This is a genomic window from Pseudomonas sp. UBA6699 (assembly GCF_002454615.1).
Classification (GTDB): Bacteria; Pseudomonadota; Gammaproteobacteria; order Pseudomonadales; family Pseudomonadaceae; genus Aquipseudomonas; species Aquipseudomonas juntendi.
The window spans coordinates 1-14,610 of record NZ_DKJF01000031.1 but is presented as its reverse complement, the minus strand read 5'-3'; the positions used below and the strand labels follow the sequence as shown (position 1 = coordinate 14,610).

Sequence of the window (14,610 nt, the reverse complement as noted above, 5' to 3'; positions counted from 1 at the left end):
TCGCGGCAGACTTACCTATTCGCCGGTGGCCACCCCATGCTCCGGATCAGTGATCCACTCACTCCACGACCCGGCATACAGCTTGCCCAGCGGGTAACCTGCCAGCGCCAGTGCAAACAGGTTGTGGCATGCCGTCACCCCCGACCCGCAGTAAGACACCACGTGCTCCGGTGCCCGCCCGGCCAGCTTTTCGGCAAAGCGCTGCCTGAGCTGATCGGCCGGCAAAAAGCGCCCGTCAGGCCCCAGGTTGTCAGTAAACGCCGCGCACTGCGCGCCGGGGATATGCCCTGCCACCGGGTCGATGGGCTCCACCTCGCCGCGAAAACGCGGCAATGCCCGCGCATCGATCAGGGTCAGGTCTGCATTGCCCAGGCGCTTGGCCAGGTGGTCGGCATCGATCAGCAGCGCGGGGTCTGGCTCGCCGCTGAACGTGCCTTGGCGCTTGGGTGCAGGGTCCAGGCTCAGGGGCAGGTGCGCTGCATGCCAGGCCTTCAGGCCACCGTCGAGGATCGCCACGCCGCTGCGCTTGCCCAACCAGACCAGCAGCCACCAGGCACGGGCGGCAAAGGCGCCGGGGCCGTCGTCGTACAGCACCACTTCGCTGTCGTTGTCCACACCCCACTCACGCAAGCGCTCGACCAGCCGCTGCGCATTGGGCAACGGGTGGCGCCCGGTACGCCCCTTGCTCACCGGCCCGCTGAGATCGCGGTCGAGGTCGGCAAAATGTGCACCGGCTATGTGCCCTTGCGCATAGCTGCGTTGGCCATAGTCGACATCTTCAAGGGCAAAGCGGCAGTCGAGGATCACCGATTTGGGCGAGCCCAGACGCTCGGCCAATTGTTGCGGGGTGATCAATTGCGCAAGGGGCATGACAATCTCCTGATCAATGGCACAAAGCAATGACACTGGCGCCCCGGATTACAGCTCCAGGGCCTGGTTGAACGGTACCTGAAATTCCTGGCACAGCGCGTCCACCGCGTGGCGGGCACTGTCGGTGACGAAACCCAGCTCCAGCACCAGTACCTGGTAGACGCCGCGCATGAAGGCTTCTTCACCCAGGTGCGCGGAGTGCTCGCGGGTGGTACTGAGAAAACGTACCCATGAGGTCAGCACGATCCACGCGTTGATGGTCAGCGATTCGATCTGCGCCGGCGCCATGGCCAGGATGCCTGCCTCGACGAAGCCGCGATAGATCGCCTGGCCCTGGCGCAGGCAGCGCTCGGAGAAGCGCCGGTAGCGGGCGGCCAGTTCGGCATCGCTGTCCAGCAGATGCTCCAGGTCGCGGTGCAGGAAGCGGTAGTTCCACATCGCCGCCAGTAGCGCCTTGAGGTAGAACCGCTTGTCTTCCACGGTCGCCGCACGCCCCTGCGGCGGGCGCAGGAAACTGTCCACCAGTTCTTCGTACTGGCTGAACAACACCGCGATGATCGCCTGCTTGTTAGGGAAGTGGTAATACAGGTTGCCGGGCGAAATTTCCATGTGTGCGGCAATGTGGTTGGTACTGACGCATCTCTCGCCCTGCTGGTTGAACAGCTCCAGGCTGTTCTGCACGATGCGCTCTCGGGTCTTCATGCGCGGGGCCATGCTCAAGCTCCCAGTCTGCAGGCGTTGATAAAGGTTCATCTTACGGCGATTCACCCGGCTGATACACCGGTCTCTGCAAGGGTAATACTCGCGCCAACGCAGAAATTAGAGTATAGACTCTAGAAACTTCAAGCTCAGCCAGGAGACCGCCGTGACCTCGCCCATCGCCTTGCCTGCCGTGCATGCCGACCACGCCCGGGAGGCGACATTCAGCGCCCAGCGCCAGGCGTTCGCCGGCAACCCTCTGCCGCCGGCAACACAACGGCGGCAGTGGCTGAAAAGCTTGCGCGAGGCCCTCCTGGCCAACCAGCAGCAGCTGATCGCAGCAATCGATGCCGACTTCAGCGGGCGCAGCGCCGATGAAACGTTGCTGGCCGAGCTTCTGCCCTCGGTGCAGGGCATACGCCATGCCGAGCGCCACCTGCAACGCTGGATGCGCCCTTCCAGGCGGGCCGTGGGGCTGGCATTCCAGCCGGCCAGCGCGCGGGTGCTTTACCAGCCGCTAGGCGTCGTCGGCATCATCGTGCCGTGGAATTACCCGCTGTTTCTCGCCATCGGCCCGCTCACCTGTGCCCTGGCCGCTGGCAACCGGGTCATGCTCAAGCTCAGCGAGGCCACCCCGGCTACTGGCCAGGCCTTGCAGGCCCTGCTGCAACGGGTGTTTCCCGAGGACCTGGTCAGTGTGGTACTTGGCGAGGTCGAGGTCGGCCAGGCGTTCGCTCGCCTGCCGTTCGATCACCTGCTGTTCACCGGGGCCACCAGCATAGGCCGCCAGGTCATGCTGGCGGCCGCGCAAAACCTGACGCCGGTGACCCTGGAGTTGGGCGGCAAATCCCCGGCCATCGTGTCGGCCAGCGTACCGCTGGAAACAGCCGCCGAGCGCATCGCCTTCGGCAAGACGCTCAACGCCGGCCAGACCTGCGTCGCCCCCGACTACGTGCTGGTGCCGCGCGAGCGCCTGAATGCTTTCGCCGATGCCTACGGCACCGCCGTGCGGCGCATGTACCCTCGCATTGCCGACAACCCTGACTACAGCGCCATCATCAACCCCCGGCAACTGGCACGCCTTGAGCACCTGCTGCAGGACGCGCGCGGCAAAGGTGCGCAGGTGACCGACCTGTACGCCCACGAGACACGCCAAGGGCGGCGCCTGCCGCCACACGTGCTGACCAAAGTGAACGACACCATGCAGGTCATGCAGGACGAAATATTCGGCCCGCTGCTGCCGCTGGTGCCCTACGACACGCTCGATGACGCGCTGGCCTACATCAACCAGCGCCCGCGGCCCTTGGCGCTGTACTACTTCGGCTACGACCGCGGCGAACATCAACAGGTGTTGCAGCACAGCCATTCCGGCGGGGTATGCCTGAACGACACCTTGCTGCATGTGGCTCAGGACGACCTGCCGTTCGGTGGCATAGGCCCCTCAGGCATGGGGCACTACCACGGCCACGAAGGCTTCCTGACCTTCAGCAAGGCCAAGGCGGTACTGGCCAAGCAACGCTTCAACGCCGCACGGCTGATTTACCCGCCTTACGGCAAAGCCCTGCAGCGCCTGGTCTACAAGTTGTTCATCCGCTGAGGCCCGGGCCATGCACCGTCGTGACCTGCTGCGTTTCAGCGTTGCCGCGAGCACTTTCCTGGCCGGTGCCAGCCTGGTGGGCTGCAGCGCACAAACGGCCGCGCCGGGGTTTCAGGCGCTGCGCCACGATGACCTGCCACTGCTGCGTGCGCTGATACCGGTGGTGCTCGGCGGCACGCTGGCCACCGATACGCTGGTGCTGCGCAGCCTCGATTACAAGCTGGCAGCGCTGTCGCCGGAGATGCTCAAACTTACCCGGCAATTGTTCGACGTGCTCAGCCTGCCGCTGACCCGCGGCCCACTGACCGGCATCTGGGGGGCCTGGGCCCAGGCCGCGCCCGCCCAGGTCGAGGCTTTCCTGCAGCGCTGGCAGGGCAGCTCGCTGAACCTGCTGCGCATGGGCCATGCCTCACTGCTGCAACTGCTGCAAATGGCCTGGTACGAGCGCCCCGAGTCCTGGGCCGCCTGCGGCTACCCTGGCCCACCGAAAATCTGAACACGACAAGAGCATCGCCAATGCCTGTGCCTGACCCGTTTCGCCAAGGCCTCGACCGCGGCTGGATCACCCACGACGCCTCACGCCTGGAACACGACCTGCAACTGCACGCCGATATCGCCGTGATCGGCAGCGGTGCCGGCGGCGCCACCAGCGCACAGCGGCTCAGCGCCGCGGGCTTCAAGGTCTTGCTGATCGAAGAAGGCCCGTTGAAGACCAGCAGCGACTTCAAGCTGCTGGAGCACGAAGCCTATGCCAGCCTCTATCAGGAGGGCCTGGGGCGCATGAGCAAGGATGGCGCCATTACCATCCTGCAAGGTCGTGCCGTAGGCGGCACCACGCTGGTGAACTGGACGTCGAGTTTTCGCACCCCGCCGCAGACCCTGGCGCACTGGGCCTCGGCCCATGGTGTACAAGGGCTCGGCGAAGATGAGCTGCGCCCTTGGTTCGAGCGCATGGAACTGGAGCTGGGTATCACACCCTGGGCCATGCCACCGAATGCCAACAACGACGTGCTGCGCCGTGGCTGCGAACAACTGGGTTATCGCTGGGCAGTCATCCCGCGCAACGTGCGCGGCTGCTGGAACCTGGGTTACTGCGGCATGGGTTGCCCGGTGAATGCCAAGCAATCGATGCTGGTGACGCGCATTCCCGCCACCCTCGAACAGGGCGGCGAGCTGCTCTACCTGGCCCGGGCCGAGCGCTTCAGCCACAACGGCGAGCGCATCCAACACCTGACCTGCCAGGCCCTGGATACGCAAGGCATCCACCCGACAGGTCGGCAAGTGACGGTACACGCGCGCCATTACATCCTGGCAGGCGGCGGCATCAACAGCCCGGCCCTGCTGCTGCGCTCCAATGCCCCCGACCCGCATGGCCGCCTGGGCAAACGCACCTTCCTGCACCTGGTCAACTTCAGCGCCGCACGCTTCAACGAACGCATCGACCCCTACTACGGCGCGCCGCAGTCGATCTACAGCGACCATTTCCAGTGGCAGCAAGGCACGGAGGGGCCGGTGGGCTACAAGCTCGAAGTACCGCCGCTGCACCCGGCCCTGGCCAGCACCCTGCTGGGTGGCCATGGCCAGGACAATGCCCGGCGCATGGCCGCACTGCCCAATACCCATGTCATGCTGGCCTTGCTGCGCGACGGGTTTCACCCGCAAAGCCAGGGTGGCAGTGTTGAACTGCGCGGCGACGGCTCCCCCGTGCTCGATTACCCGGTCACCGACTACCTGCGTGACGGCTTGCGGCGCGCCTACCGCAGCATGGCGCAGGTCCAGTTCGCCGCCGGCGCGGCCGAGGTAACCCCGGTGCACAGCGATGCCAGCGCCGCTGCCAGCCTGGAACAGGCCTTGGCCATGATCGACCGCCTACCGTTGGAGCCTTTCCGTACGCGCCTGGGCAGCGCCCATGTGATGGGTGGTTGCGCCATGGGCGAAGACCCGCGCCAGGCGGTGTGCGACAGCCTGGGCCGCCATCACCAGCTGGAAAACCTGTCGGTTCACGACGGCTCGCTGTTCCCCACCAGCATCGGCGCCAACCCGCAGCTGTCGGTGTATGCCATCAGCGCCAGGCTCAGCGAAGCGTTGGCTACCCGCCTGGCACACAACGCATGACAACGAATACACGCCCTGTCTATAGTGCCATCAGCCGGCCGCATGGCTTGGCCGGGGCGCCGTCGCTGCGCTACCATCCGACTCCCCAACGCACTCCAGCCAGGATGACGCGATGAACCGAGTGTTGTACCCGGGTACTTTCGACCCCATTACCAAAGGCCACGGCGACCTGGTCGAGCGCGCTTCGCGCCTGTTCGACCACGTGATCATCGCAGTGGCGGCCAGCCCGAAGAAAAACCCGCTGTTCCCGCTGGAGCAACGTGTCGCGCTCGCCCGTGAGGTCACCAAGCACCTGCCCAATGTCGAAGTCATCGGCTTCTCTTCGCTGCTGGCGCATTTCGCCAAGGAACAGGGCGCCAATGTGTTGCTGCGCGGCCTGCGTGCGGTTTCCGACTTCGAATACGAGTTCCAGTTGGCGAACATGAACCGGCAACTGGCACCCGATGTGGAGAGCCTGTTCCTGACGCCGTCAGAGCGCTATTCGTTCATTTCCTCGACCCTGGTCCGGGAAATCGCCGCATTGGGCGGTGATATCAGCAAATTCGTCCACCCTGCGGTGGCCGAGGCACTGACCGAGCGTTTCAAGAAGCCAGCCTGACCGCCTGATTGTCGCGCCCGCGTGCACTGCGGGCGCGAATGCGGCACAATTGTGCCCATTGCGTTGAACATGCCCGGGCGCTGAGCCCCGGCCGGAGTCCCCATGTCCCTGATCATTACCGACGATTGCATCAATTGCGACGTCTGCGAACCCGAGTGCCCGAACGAGGCCATCTCCCAAGGCGAAGAGATCTACGTGATCGACCCCAACCTGTGCACCCAGTGCGTGGGTCATTACGACGAGCCGCAGTGCCAGCAGGTCTGCCCGGTCGATTGCATCCCGCTGGATGAGGCGCACCCGGAAACCGAAGAGCAATTGATGGCCAAGTACCGGCGTATTACCGGCAAGGCCTGAACCCTCAGCCCTGCGCGGTTTCTGTAGGAGCGGCCTTGCGTCGCGATGGGCCGCACAGCGGCCCCGGCGGTTTCCTCGCTAAAGCCGAAGTTTCTGCGCAGACGCTGAAATTTTGGGGGCGCTTCGCACCCCATCGCGACACAAGGCCGCTCCTACAGGACGGCAATCACCTGTAGCCTCAGCGCTGGCAGCGTGGGCAAAACACGCTCGCCCGCTGCCCCAGTTTCACTTCGCGCAGCTCCGTACCGCATACCTTGCACGGCTGCCCAGCCCGCCCGTACACGAACAGGGTCTGCTGGAAGTACCCCGGCTGCCCGTCACCGCCGATGAAATCGCGCAAGGTGGTACCGCCCTGCTCGATCGCCGCCGCCAGTACCCGCTTGATCTCGATCGCCAGCTTCAGGTAACGCGCCCGGGAAATCCCCCCGGCCGCACGGCGTGGATCGATGCCGGCAGCGAATAGCGCCTCGCTGGCGTAGATGTTGCCCACCCCCACCACCACCGCGTTATCCATGATGAACGGCTTGACCGCCATCGAGCGCCCACGGGACAGCTGGAACAGCCGCTCGCCGTCGAACAGGTCGGTCAGCGGCTCCGGCCCCAGGCGCAGCAGCAGCTCGTGGCGCAACGGGTCCTGGCTCCAGAGCATGGCACCAAAACGGCGAGGGTCGGTGTAGCGCAGCATCAGCCCCGACTCCAGCTCGATATCGACATGCTCATGCTTGGCCGCCGGCAAGCCCTGCTCGACCAGGCGCAAGTTGCCCGACATGCCCAGATGGCTGATCAGGGTGCCGACTTCGGCATTGATCAGCAGGTACTTGGCGCGCCGTTCGACAGTGACGATGCGCTGCCCCGACAGGCGCACGTCGAGGTCTTCGGGAATGGGCCAGCGCAAGCGCCGGTCACGCACCACCACGCGGCTGACGCGCTGGCCTTCCAGGTGCGGCGCAATACCGCGCCGGGTGGTCTCTACTTCGGGTAATTCCGGCATGTGTCAGTGCCCGCCCAACTCACGAATGTTCTGCTTGAGGTTTTCGAAATCGTAATCCGACAGGCCAATGTAATCGAGCACCAGCGGGCCGACCACACGCCATTCGTGGTCGACTGCCTGGTTGCCCAGCACCCGGTAGGAGGCACAGATATGCTCGGCCATCTTCAGCACCGCCAGCAGGTTTTTCAGCTGGCTTTGGGTGTTGCGCGCGGTGTCGTCGCGGAACACTGCCAGGGCATTGTGGTGGTTGGCGATGGCGGCAGTGAGGTGCTCCGGCAGGCGCCAGGACTTGGCGGTGAAGTAGCCGACCACCGAATGGTTGGTATTGAAGGCGCGGTTTTCGGTATCCACCACCCGCGTTTCGCCGCCGGCCTTGGCATAGGCTTCTTCCAGCACCTCCATGTAGCTGGGGAAGCGCTTGAGCATCAACGGCACGCCACAGTCGTGGAACAGGCCCAGGGTGTAGGCCTCGTCCGCGGGCTGGATACCGGTGCGCTTGGCCAGGGTCAGGCAGGTCATCGCCACGTCCTGGGCGGTGTCCCAGAAGCGGTTGAGGGTAACGATGGTCTCGTCGCTCATCTCGCCTTTGATCGACTGGGCGTTGATCAGGTTGATGATCGAACGGCTGCCCAGCAGGTTCACCGCACGCTGGATCGAACCGATCTTGTTGGACAGGCCAAAATGCGGCGAATTGACCAGCTTGAGCAAGGCGCCGGACAGCCCTGGGTCCTGGGAAATCAACTTGGCGATGGTTTCCAGGTCCGGGTCAGGCATGTACTGCTCGAACTGCAGGTCAACCATGATCTGCGGTTGCGGCGGGATGGTGATGCCTTGCAAGGCTTGCTGGATCTGTTCGGCGCTGAGTTCTTGGGACATACGTGCACACTCGTTTAGGACGGTGGATTCTAACCCAGTTGGCCGTGCCGGCGCTTTGTCGTACCTCGAACCGAAGTGCCGGCCAACAAGGTATAATCCCGCTCTTTTTTCCCGGAGCGACGTCATGTCCCTGCCCAGCCTTCGCCTCAAAGCCAATGCCGACCGCCGCCTGCGCGCCGGCCACCTGTGGGTCTACAGCAACGAAGTCGATGTCAGCGCGACCCCACTGCAAGGCTTCCAGGCCGGCCAGCAGGCCATTCTCGAGGCGGCCAACGGCAAACCGTTGGGCATCGTCGCACTCAGCCCGAACAACCTGATCTGCGCACGCCTGCTGTCGCGCGACATCAAGCTGCCGCTGGACAAGTCGCTGCTGGTGCACCGCCTCAATGTCGCCCTGTCGCTGCGCGAGCGCCTGTTCGACCAGCCGTGCTACCGCCTGGTCTATGGCGATTCCGACCTGCTGCCAGGGCTGGTGGTCGACCGCTTCTTCGACATCCTCGTGGTTCAGCTGGCCTCGGCCACCATGGAAGCGCACAAGGACGACGTGATCGCTGCCCTGGTGCAAGTGCTCAAACCAAGCGGCATCCTGTTCAAGAACGATTCCGCCGCCCGTGACGCCGAAGGCTTGCAGCGCTATGTGGAGACCGTCTATGGCGAGGTGCCGGACTGGGTGCCGCTGGAAGAGAACGGCGTCAAGTTCGAAGCCCCGGTGCGTGAAGGCCAGAAGACCGGCTGGTTCTACGACCACCGCATGAACCGTGCGCGCCTGGCGCCGTACGTCAAGGGCAAGCGTGTGCTCGACCTGTTCAGCTACATCGGTGGCTGGGGCGTGCAGGCAGGTGCTTTCGGCGCCAGCGAAGTGTTCTGCGTCGATGCCTCGGGCTTTGCCCTGGATGGCGTGGAGCGTAACGCGGCGCTGAACGGCATCAGCGAAAAGCTGACCTGCATCGAAGGCGATGTGTTCGAAGCCCTGCGCGAACTGAAGGCTGCCGAAGAACGCTTCGACGTGATCATTGCCGACCCACCCGCGTTCATCAAGCGCAAGAAAGACCTGAAGAACGGCGAGGCGGCCTACCGCCGGCTGAACGAACAGGCCATGCGCATGCTGAGCAAGGACGGCATTCTGGTCAGCGCCTCGTGCTCCATGCACCTGCCCGAGGACGACCTGCACAACATCCTGCTGACCAGCGCCCGCCACCTGGACCGCAACCTGCAGCTGCTCGAGCGCGGCGGCCAGGGCCCCGACCACCCGGTGCACCCGGCCATTGCCGAAACCCGCTACATCAAGAGCATCACCTGCCGGTTGCTGCCCAACAGCTAGCGGCAAGCGGCAAGCTGCAAGCTGCAAGCTGCAAGCTGCAAGCGCGCCAGGTCGGCTCTGTCTTGTAGCTTGTAGCTTGTAGCTTGTAGCTTGTAGCTTGTAGCTTGTAGCTTGTAGCTAGCCACTTGTATCTGAAGCATTCCTTCGCCGCGCCAGGGGTGTAGAATCGGCCTATTCATCGCCAGTCATCCCCGGCGGGTTTATGAGCTCTGGTCAAGCCCGCGGCGATCCCGCGCAGTCTTCGGCCTCATCCGTGCCAGTGGCAACCGGCCTGCGGTACAAAGGACAAGAGAAGCTCACTCCCCTTTTTGTGACCTGATTAAGCCGCCAGGAGTGTTTCATGCCTGATTATCGTTCCAAGACTTCCACCCAGGGCCGCAACATGGCCGGCGCCCGTGCCCTGTGGCGCGCCACCGGCATGAAGGACGAAGACTTCAAGAAACCGATCATCGCCATCGCCAACTCGTTCACCCAGTTCGTCCCGGGCCACGTGCACCTGAAGGACTTGGGCCAGCTGGTCGCCCGCGAAATCGAACGCGCCGGTGGCGTGGCCAAGGAATTCAACACCATCGCGGTCGACGACGGCATCGCCATGGGCCACGACGGCATGCTGTACTCGCTGCCCAGCCGCGAGATCATTGCCGACGCCGTGGAATACATGGTCAACGCCCACTGCGCCGATGCCATCGTGTGCATCTCCAACTGCGACAAGATCACCCCCGGCATGCTGATGGCCGCCCTGCGCCTGAACATCCCGGTGATCTTCGTCTCGGGCGGCCCGATGGAAGCCGGCAAGACCAAGCTGGCCAGCCACGGCCTGGACCTGGTCGACGCCATGGTCATCGCCGCCGACTCCAGCGCATCCGACGAGAAAGTCGCCGAGTACGAGCGCAGCGCCTGCCCGACCTGCGGTTCGTGCTCCGGCATGTTCACCGCCAACTCGATGAACTGCCTGACCGAAGCCCTGGGCCTGGCCCTGCCGGGCAACGGCTCGACCCTGGCCACCCACTCGGACCGCGAGCAGCTGTTCCTGACGGCCGGGCGCACCATCGTCGAACTGTGCAAACGCTACTACGGCGAAAACGACGAGTCGGTACTGCCACGCAGCATCGCCAACTTCAAGGCGTTCGAGAACGCCATGATGCTCGACATCGCCATGGGCGGCTCGACCAATACCATCCTGCACCTGCTGGCCGCGGCCCAGGAAGGCGAGGTGGCCTTCGACCTGCGCGACATCGACCGCCTGTCGCGCAAAGTGCCGCAGCTGTGCAAAGTGGCGCCCAACATTCAGAAGTACCACATGGAAGACGTGCACCGCGCTGGCGGCATCTTCAGCATCCTCGGCTCGCTGGCCCGTGGCGGCCTGCTGCACACCGACCTGCCGACCGTGCACAGCCGCAGCATGGAAGAAGCCATCGCCAAATGGGACATCACCCAGACTGACGACGAAGCCGTGCACACCTTCTTCAAGGCCGGCCCAGCCGGGATCCCGACCCAGACCGCGTTCAGCCAGTCGACCCGCTGGGAAACCCTGGATGACGACCGCGAGAACGGCTGCATCCGCAGCTTCGAGCACGCCTACTCGCAAGAAGGCGGCCTGGCCGTGCTGTACGGCAACATCGCGCTGGATGGTTGCGTGGTGAAGACCGCCGGTGTCGACGAGTCGATCCACGTGTTCGAGGGTACCGCGAAGATCTTCGAAAGCCAGGACAGCGCCGTGCGCGGCATCCTCGCCGACGAAGTGAAGGCCGGCGACATCGTGATCATCCGCTACGAAGGCCCGAAAGGCGGCCCGGGCATGCAGGAAATGCTCTACCCGACCTCGTACCTGAAGTCCAAAGGCCTGGGCAAGGCCTGCGCCCTGCTGACCGACGGCCGCTTCTCGGGTGGCACCTCGGGGCTTTCCATCGGCCACGCCTCGCCGGAGGCTGCTGCAGGCGGCGCCATCGGCCTGGTGCGCGACGGTGACAAGGTACTGATCGACATTCCCAACCGTTCGATCAACCTGCTGGTCAGTGATGAAGAGCTGGCTGCGCGCCGTGTCGAGCAGGACAAGAAAGGCTGGAAACCGGCTGAAGTCCGCCCGCGCAAGGTGACCACCGCACTGAAGGCTTATGCGTTGCTGGCGACCAGTGCCGACAAGGGTGCTGTGCGTAACAAGGCGATGCTCGAAGGGCTGTAAGGCTTCGAAAGCATGAAAGAAAAACCGGCGCACTGTGCGCCGGTTTTTTTATGCCTGCACCGGCCTCTTCGCGGGCTCGCCCGCTCCCACAGGGACCGCACAGCATCTGAAAGTCATGCAATGCAAGTGGGAGCGGGCGAGCCCGCGAAAAGGCCGGCCCACTCTACACAAGCCTTACTGGATCTGCTCCGGCGTCACGATCACCCAGTTCTTGTCCGCGGTCACCGGCAACCCTTCCTTGGCCTGCGCCGCCGCCTGCTTGGCAATCATGCCGTTCAACTGGTCCATGTACTTGGCCTTGCGGTTGATCCACAGGTGGATACCGCCCTTGCCGACGTCTACCCCATGAAACTGCATGTAGCCATCACTGGTTGGCGTGTCGCCGCCCACCAGCACCGGCTTCTTCCACTCATCGATGTAAGTCAGGATCGCCGCCTGCTTGCCCGCCATCCAGGTGGCCGGGGTCCACAGGTACGGGGTCAGTTCCAGCCCTTCGTTGGCTTTGGCGTCATAGTGCCCGGCACTGATCTGCTTGCGCGCGGTGGTCAACTGGCCATTGGCGCGGTCCTTGAGCAGCAGGCTCACGCCAATCACATTCTGCGGCTTCACGTTGTAGCCGTATTTGGGGTCCGAAGCGACCATGCGCACCAACTCCTCAGAGGCGGCAGAAATCACATAGACCTCGATGCCGTTTTCCATCAGCTTGTTGTACAGCTCGGCCTGGCCCTTGAATACCTTGGGCGGCTGCACGTCGATCGCCTTCACCTGGTCGCCATCGTAATAGGTGCTGGGAATCGGCTGGGTCGAAGCCATCAGTTCGTCCACCTGCACCTTCAACTCCTTGAGGGTGAAGCCGGAAAACACCTGGGCGACCCACGGGTAGCACACCATGTCGTCGATTTCGCACAACCGGTAGTAGTAGCTGAACAGGCTTTCCTTGTGCTCGGCGGTGTCTTTGAACGGTATCAGCTTCAGCGACGGGTCGAGCTTGTCACGGCTCAGCAAGCCTTTGTTTTCCATGAACGGCAGCAAGGCTTCTTCCAGGTCATAGCGGTAACTGGTGTTGTCCATGTCGAACACCGCATAGTTACCTTTGTTGGCATTGGCAGCGATCATGCTGTCGAGCTGCCTGGCTGCATCGGCAGGCCAGTGCTTGAGCTCGGTGGCGAAGGTTTCGATACTGAACAGCAGGGACAAGCCGATAGCGGCAGCTTTCACGGCGACTTTCATGTACGAATCTCCTGAAATGATCTACCAACGCTAGTGCAACCCGGCCGATGGGCGGCAGTCCACACCGACCTTCAGGCAGCAGTAAACGCCGTGTTCATTGCAATTTGCGACATGGCGTTATTCCATAAACGACTATGCACATTCCATTTGGGTATAAAGTCGTTTGTTTTCAGGCTGTTAGCATTTCCGTTCGCAATCGCTCACAGAGGCGATGCCACCCTTTGCTTTCTCTGCTGGAGCTTCAATGAATCTGCCGCTGTCACTCAACCTGCTGGCATTCCTGGCCCTGTTGCTGGGCCTGGCACAAACCCGCCGCACCGACTGGAGCCTGGCCAAGAAGGTCTTGCTGGGCCTGGCGCTGGGGGTGCTCTTCGGCTTGGCCCTGCACACCGTGTATGGCGCCGGTCACCCGGTGCTCAAGGCCACCATCGCCTGGCTCGACCTGGTCGGCAATGGCTATGTGGGCCTGTTGCAGATGATCGTCATGCCGCTGATCTTCGCCTCGATCCTCAGTGCCGTCGCGCGCCTGCACAACGCATCGTCGCTGGGCCGTATCAGCGTGCTGAGCATCGGCACCCTGCTGCTGACCACGGCCATTGCCGCGTTGATCGGCATCGTGCTGACCAACCTGTTCGGCCTCAGCGCCGAGGGCCTGGTGGCCGGCGCCCAGGAAAGCGCCCGCATGCAGGTCATCCACAGCGACTATGCAGGCAAGGTCGCCGACCTCAATATCCCGCAGTTGCTGTTGTCGTTCATTCCCAGCAACCCGGTAGGCGACCTGGCGCGGGCCAAGCCGACGTCGATCATCAGCGTGGTGATTTTTGCCGTGTTCGTCGGCCTGGCGGCCCTGCAACTGATCAAGGACGACGCCGAGAAAGGCGCACGTGCGCTGTCGGCCATCGACACCCTGCAAGCCTGGGTCATGCGCCTGGTGCGGGTGGTGATGAAACTGACCCCATATGGCGTGCTGGCCCTGATGACCAAGGTGGTAGCCAGTTCGAACATGGAAGACATCCTCAAGCTGGGCAGCTTCGTGGTGGTGTCCTACCTGGGCCTGGCACTGATGTTCGTGGTTCACGGCATCATCCTCGCGGCTACGGGTGTCAGCCCGCTGCGTTTCTTCCGCAAGGTGTGGCCGGTGCTCACCTTCGCCTTCACCAGCCGCTCCAGCGCAGCCAGCATTCCGCTGAACATCGAAGCGCAAACCCGCCGTCTGGGCGTGCCGCAGTCGATTGCCAGCTTCAGCGCCTCGTTCGGCACCACCATCGGCCAGAACGGCTGTGCGGGGCTCTACCCCGCCATGCTGGCGGTCATGGTCGCGCCTGCGGTAGGCATCGATACCTTCGACCCGCTGTGGATCGCCACCCTGGTGGCCATCGTCACGCTGAGTTCGGCAGGGGTTGCCGGCGTGGGCGGCGGCGCCACCTTCGCCGCGCTGATCGTGTTGCCGGCCATGGGCTTGCCGGTGGAACTGGTGGCGTTGCTGATTTCGGTCGAGCCGCTGATCGACATGGGCCGTACAGCGTTGAACGTGAATGGCTCGATGACTGCCGGGGTGGTCACCAGCCAGTTGCTGAAAGAGACCGACAAGGACGTGCTGGCCGACGATGAACATGCCGAGCTGAGCCATACCTGACAGGTTGCCGGGGCCCACAGGGATTGCATCAGGGCTGACAGGTGTTTGCCACAAGATATGCGGCGCCTGTGAGATCGAGCGCCGCCCGCGCGGCGCATCGCGAGCTGCGCTCGCTCCTACGTTTGTTTCGGGCCAGTAACG

General features: G+C 63.7%; 13 protein-coding genes. 8 read left to right on the top strand and 5 right to left on the bottom strand.

Going from position 1 to position 14,610, the window contains the following annotated elements; genetic code table 11:
* Window positions 1-15 precede the first annotated feature (15 nt).
* Both B3361_RS06600 and B3361_RS06595 read right to left on the bottom strand, forming a co-directional pair.
* On the bottom strand, window positions 16-870 hold the full coding sequence (locus tag B3361_RS06600) for a sulfurtransferase (RefSeq protein ID WP_054904645.1): 855 nt from the start codon (window positions 868-870) through the stop codon (window positions 16-18).
* A 48-nt stretch (window positions 871-918) separates the two neighbouring features.
* Window positions 919-1,584 carry a TetR/AcrR family transcriptional regulator gene (locus B3361_RS06595; RefSeq protein WP_029887460.1) on the bottom strand — a complete coding sequence of 222 codons (666 nt, stop codon included), beginning with the start codon at window positions 1,582-1,584 and terminating at the stop codon, window positions 919-921.
* 151 nt (window positions 1,585-1,735) lie between these two features.
* Between B3361_RS06595 and B3361_RS06590 the strand changes: the two genes are divergently transcribed.
* The 5 genes from B3361_RS06590 to B3361_RS06570 all read left to right on the top strand — a co-directional run bounded on the left by B3361_RS06590 (window position 1,736) and on the right by B3361_RS06570 (window position 6,233).
* Window positions 1,736-3,166: a coniferyl aldehyde dehydrogenase gene (locus tag B3361_RS06590; protein ID WP_178126185.1), complete on the top strand. Its 1,431-nt coding sequence runs from the start codon at window positions 1,736-1,738 to the stop codon at window positions 3,164-3,166.
* Between the two features lie 10 nt (window positions 3,167-3,176).
* The gene (locus B3361_RS06585) at window positions 3,177-3,662 is read left to right on the top strand and encodes a hypothetical protein (protein ID WP_054904647.1); all 486 of its coding nucleotides are present in this window, start codon (window positions 3,177-3,179) and stop codon (window positions 3,660-3,662) included.
* Window positions 3,663-3,682: 20 nt separating this feature from the next.
* Window positions 3,683-5,281 carry a GMC family oxidoreductase gene (locus B3361_RS06580; protein WP_154211505.1) on the top strand — a complete coding sequence of 533 codons (1,599 nt, stop codon included), beginning with the start codon at window positions 3,683-3,685 and terminating at the stop codon, window positions 5,279-5,281.
* 112 nt (window positions 5,282-5,393) lie between these two features.
* Window positions 5,394-5,879, top strand: a complete 486-nt coding sequence (gene coaD / locus B3361_RS06575) for a pantetheine-phosphate adenylyltransferase (RefSeq protein WP_054906220.1) — start codon at window positions 5,394-5,396, stop codon at window positions 5,877-5,879.
* A 102-nt stretch (window positions 5,880-5,981) separates the two neighbouring features.
* Window positions 5,982-6,233, top strand: coding sequence for a YfhL family 4Fe-4S dicluster ferredoxin (locus B3361_RS06570; protein ID WP_009683359.1), 252 nt, complete (start codon window positions 5,982-5,984; stop codon window positions 6,231-6,233).
* Between the two features lie 178 nt (window positions 6,234-6,411).
* Here the strand turns inward: B3361_RS06570 and mutM are convergent, their stop codons facing one another.
* Window positions 6,412-7,224, bottom strand: coding sequence for a bifunctional DNA-formamidopyrimidine glycosylase/DNA-(apurinic or apyrimidinic site) lyase (gene mutM / locus B3361_RS06565; protein WP_009683360.1), 813 nt, complete (start codon window positions 7,222-7,224; stop codon window positions 6,412-6,414).
* A 3-nt stretch (window positions 7,225-7,227) separates the two neighbouring features.
* Window positions 7,228-8,046 carry an HDOD domain-containing protein gene (locus B3361_RS06560; protein WP_172828440.1) on the bottom strand — a complete coding sequence of 273 codons (819 nt, stop codon included), beginning with the start codon at window positions 8,044-8,046 and terminating at the stop codon, window positions 7,228-7,230.
* 178 nt (window positions 8,047-8,224) lie between these two features.
* Between B3361_RS06560 and B3361_RS06555 the strand changes: the two genes are divergently transcribed.
* Window positions 8,225-9,421: a class I SAM-dependent rRNA methyltransferase gene (locus B3361_RS06555; RefSeq protein ID WP_054906221.1), complete on the top strand. Its 1,197-nt coding sequence runs from the start codon at window positions 8,225-8,227 to the stop codon at window positions 9,419-9,421.
* Window positions 9,422-9,761: 340 nt separating this feature from the next.
* Window positions 9,762-11,603: a dihydroxy-acid dehydratase gene (ilvD, locus tag B3361_RS06550; protein WP_009683363.1), complete on the top strand. Its 1,842-nt coding sequence runs from the start codon at window positions 9,762-9,764 to the stop codon at window positions 11,601-11,603.
* Between the two features lie 174 nt (window positions 11,604-11,777).
* On the opposite strand, the gene B3361_RS06545 is transcribed toward ilvD, so the two are convergent.
* Window positions 11,778-12,833 (bottom strand): phosphorylcholine phosphatase, encoded by a 1,056-nt coding sequence (locus tag B3361_RS06545; RefSeq protein ID WP_054906222.1) that lies wholly within the window; start codon window positions 12,831-12,833, stop codon window positions 11,778-11,780.
* 244 nt (window positions 12,834-13,077) lie between these two features.
* On the opposite strand from B3361_RS06545, the gene B3361_RS06540 reads away from it, so the two are divergent.
* Complete coding sequence (locus B3361_RS06540) at window positions 13,078-14,469, top strand: L-cystine transporter (protein ID WP_029887465.1); 1,392 nt, start codon at window positions 13,078-13,080, stop codon at window positions 14,467-14,469.
* Window positions 14,470-14,610 lie beyond the last annotated feature (141 nt).

Bases quoted from the DNA above. Each gene is read 5' to 3' on its own strand.
- B3361_RS06600 (WP_054904645.1), bottom strand. From the start codon at position 870: ATGCCCCTTGCGCAATTGATCACCCCGCAACAATTGGCCGAGCGTCTG.
- B3361_RS06595 (WP_029887460.1), bottom strand. From the start codon at position 1,584: ATGGCCCCGCGCATGAAGACCCGAGAGCGCATCGTGCAGAACAGCCTG.
- B3361_RS06585 (WP_054904647.1), top strand. From the start codon at position 3,177: ATGCACCGTCGTGACCTGCTGCGTTTCAGCGTTGCCGCGAGCACTTTC.
- B3361_RS06580 (WP_154211505.1), top strand. From the start codon at position 3,683: ATGCCTGTGCCTGACCCGTTTCGCCAAGGCCTCGACCGCGGCTGGATC.
- coaD (WP_054906220.1), top strand. From the start codon at position 5,394: ATGAACCGAGTGTTGTACCCGGGTACTTTCGACCCCATTACCAAAGGC.
- B3361_RS06570 (WP_009683359.1), top strand. From the start codon at position 5,982: ATGTCCCTGATCATTACCGACGATTGCATCAATTGCGACGTCTGCGAA.
- mutM (WP_009683360.1), bottom strand. From the start codon at position 7,224: ATGCCGGAATTACCCGAAGTAGAGACCACCCGGCGCGGTATTGCGCCG.
- B3361_RS06555 (WP_054906221.1), top strand. From the start codon at position 8,225: ATGTCCCTGCCCAGCCTTCGCCTCAAAGCCAATGCCGACCGCCGCCTG.
- ilvD (WP_009683363.1), top strand. From the start codon at position 9,762: ATGCCTGATTATCGTTCCAAGACTTCCACCCAGGGCCGCAACATGGCC.
- B3361_RS06545 (WP_054906222.1), bottom strand. From the start codon at position 12,833: ATGAAAGTCGCCGTGAAAGCTGCCGCTATCGGCTTGTCCCTGCTGTTC.
- B3361_RS06540 (WP_029887465.1), top strand. From the start codon at position 13,078: ATGAATCTGCCGCTGTCACTCAACCTGCTGGCATTCCTGGCCCTGTTG.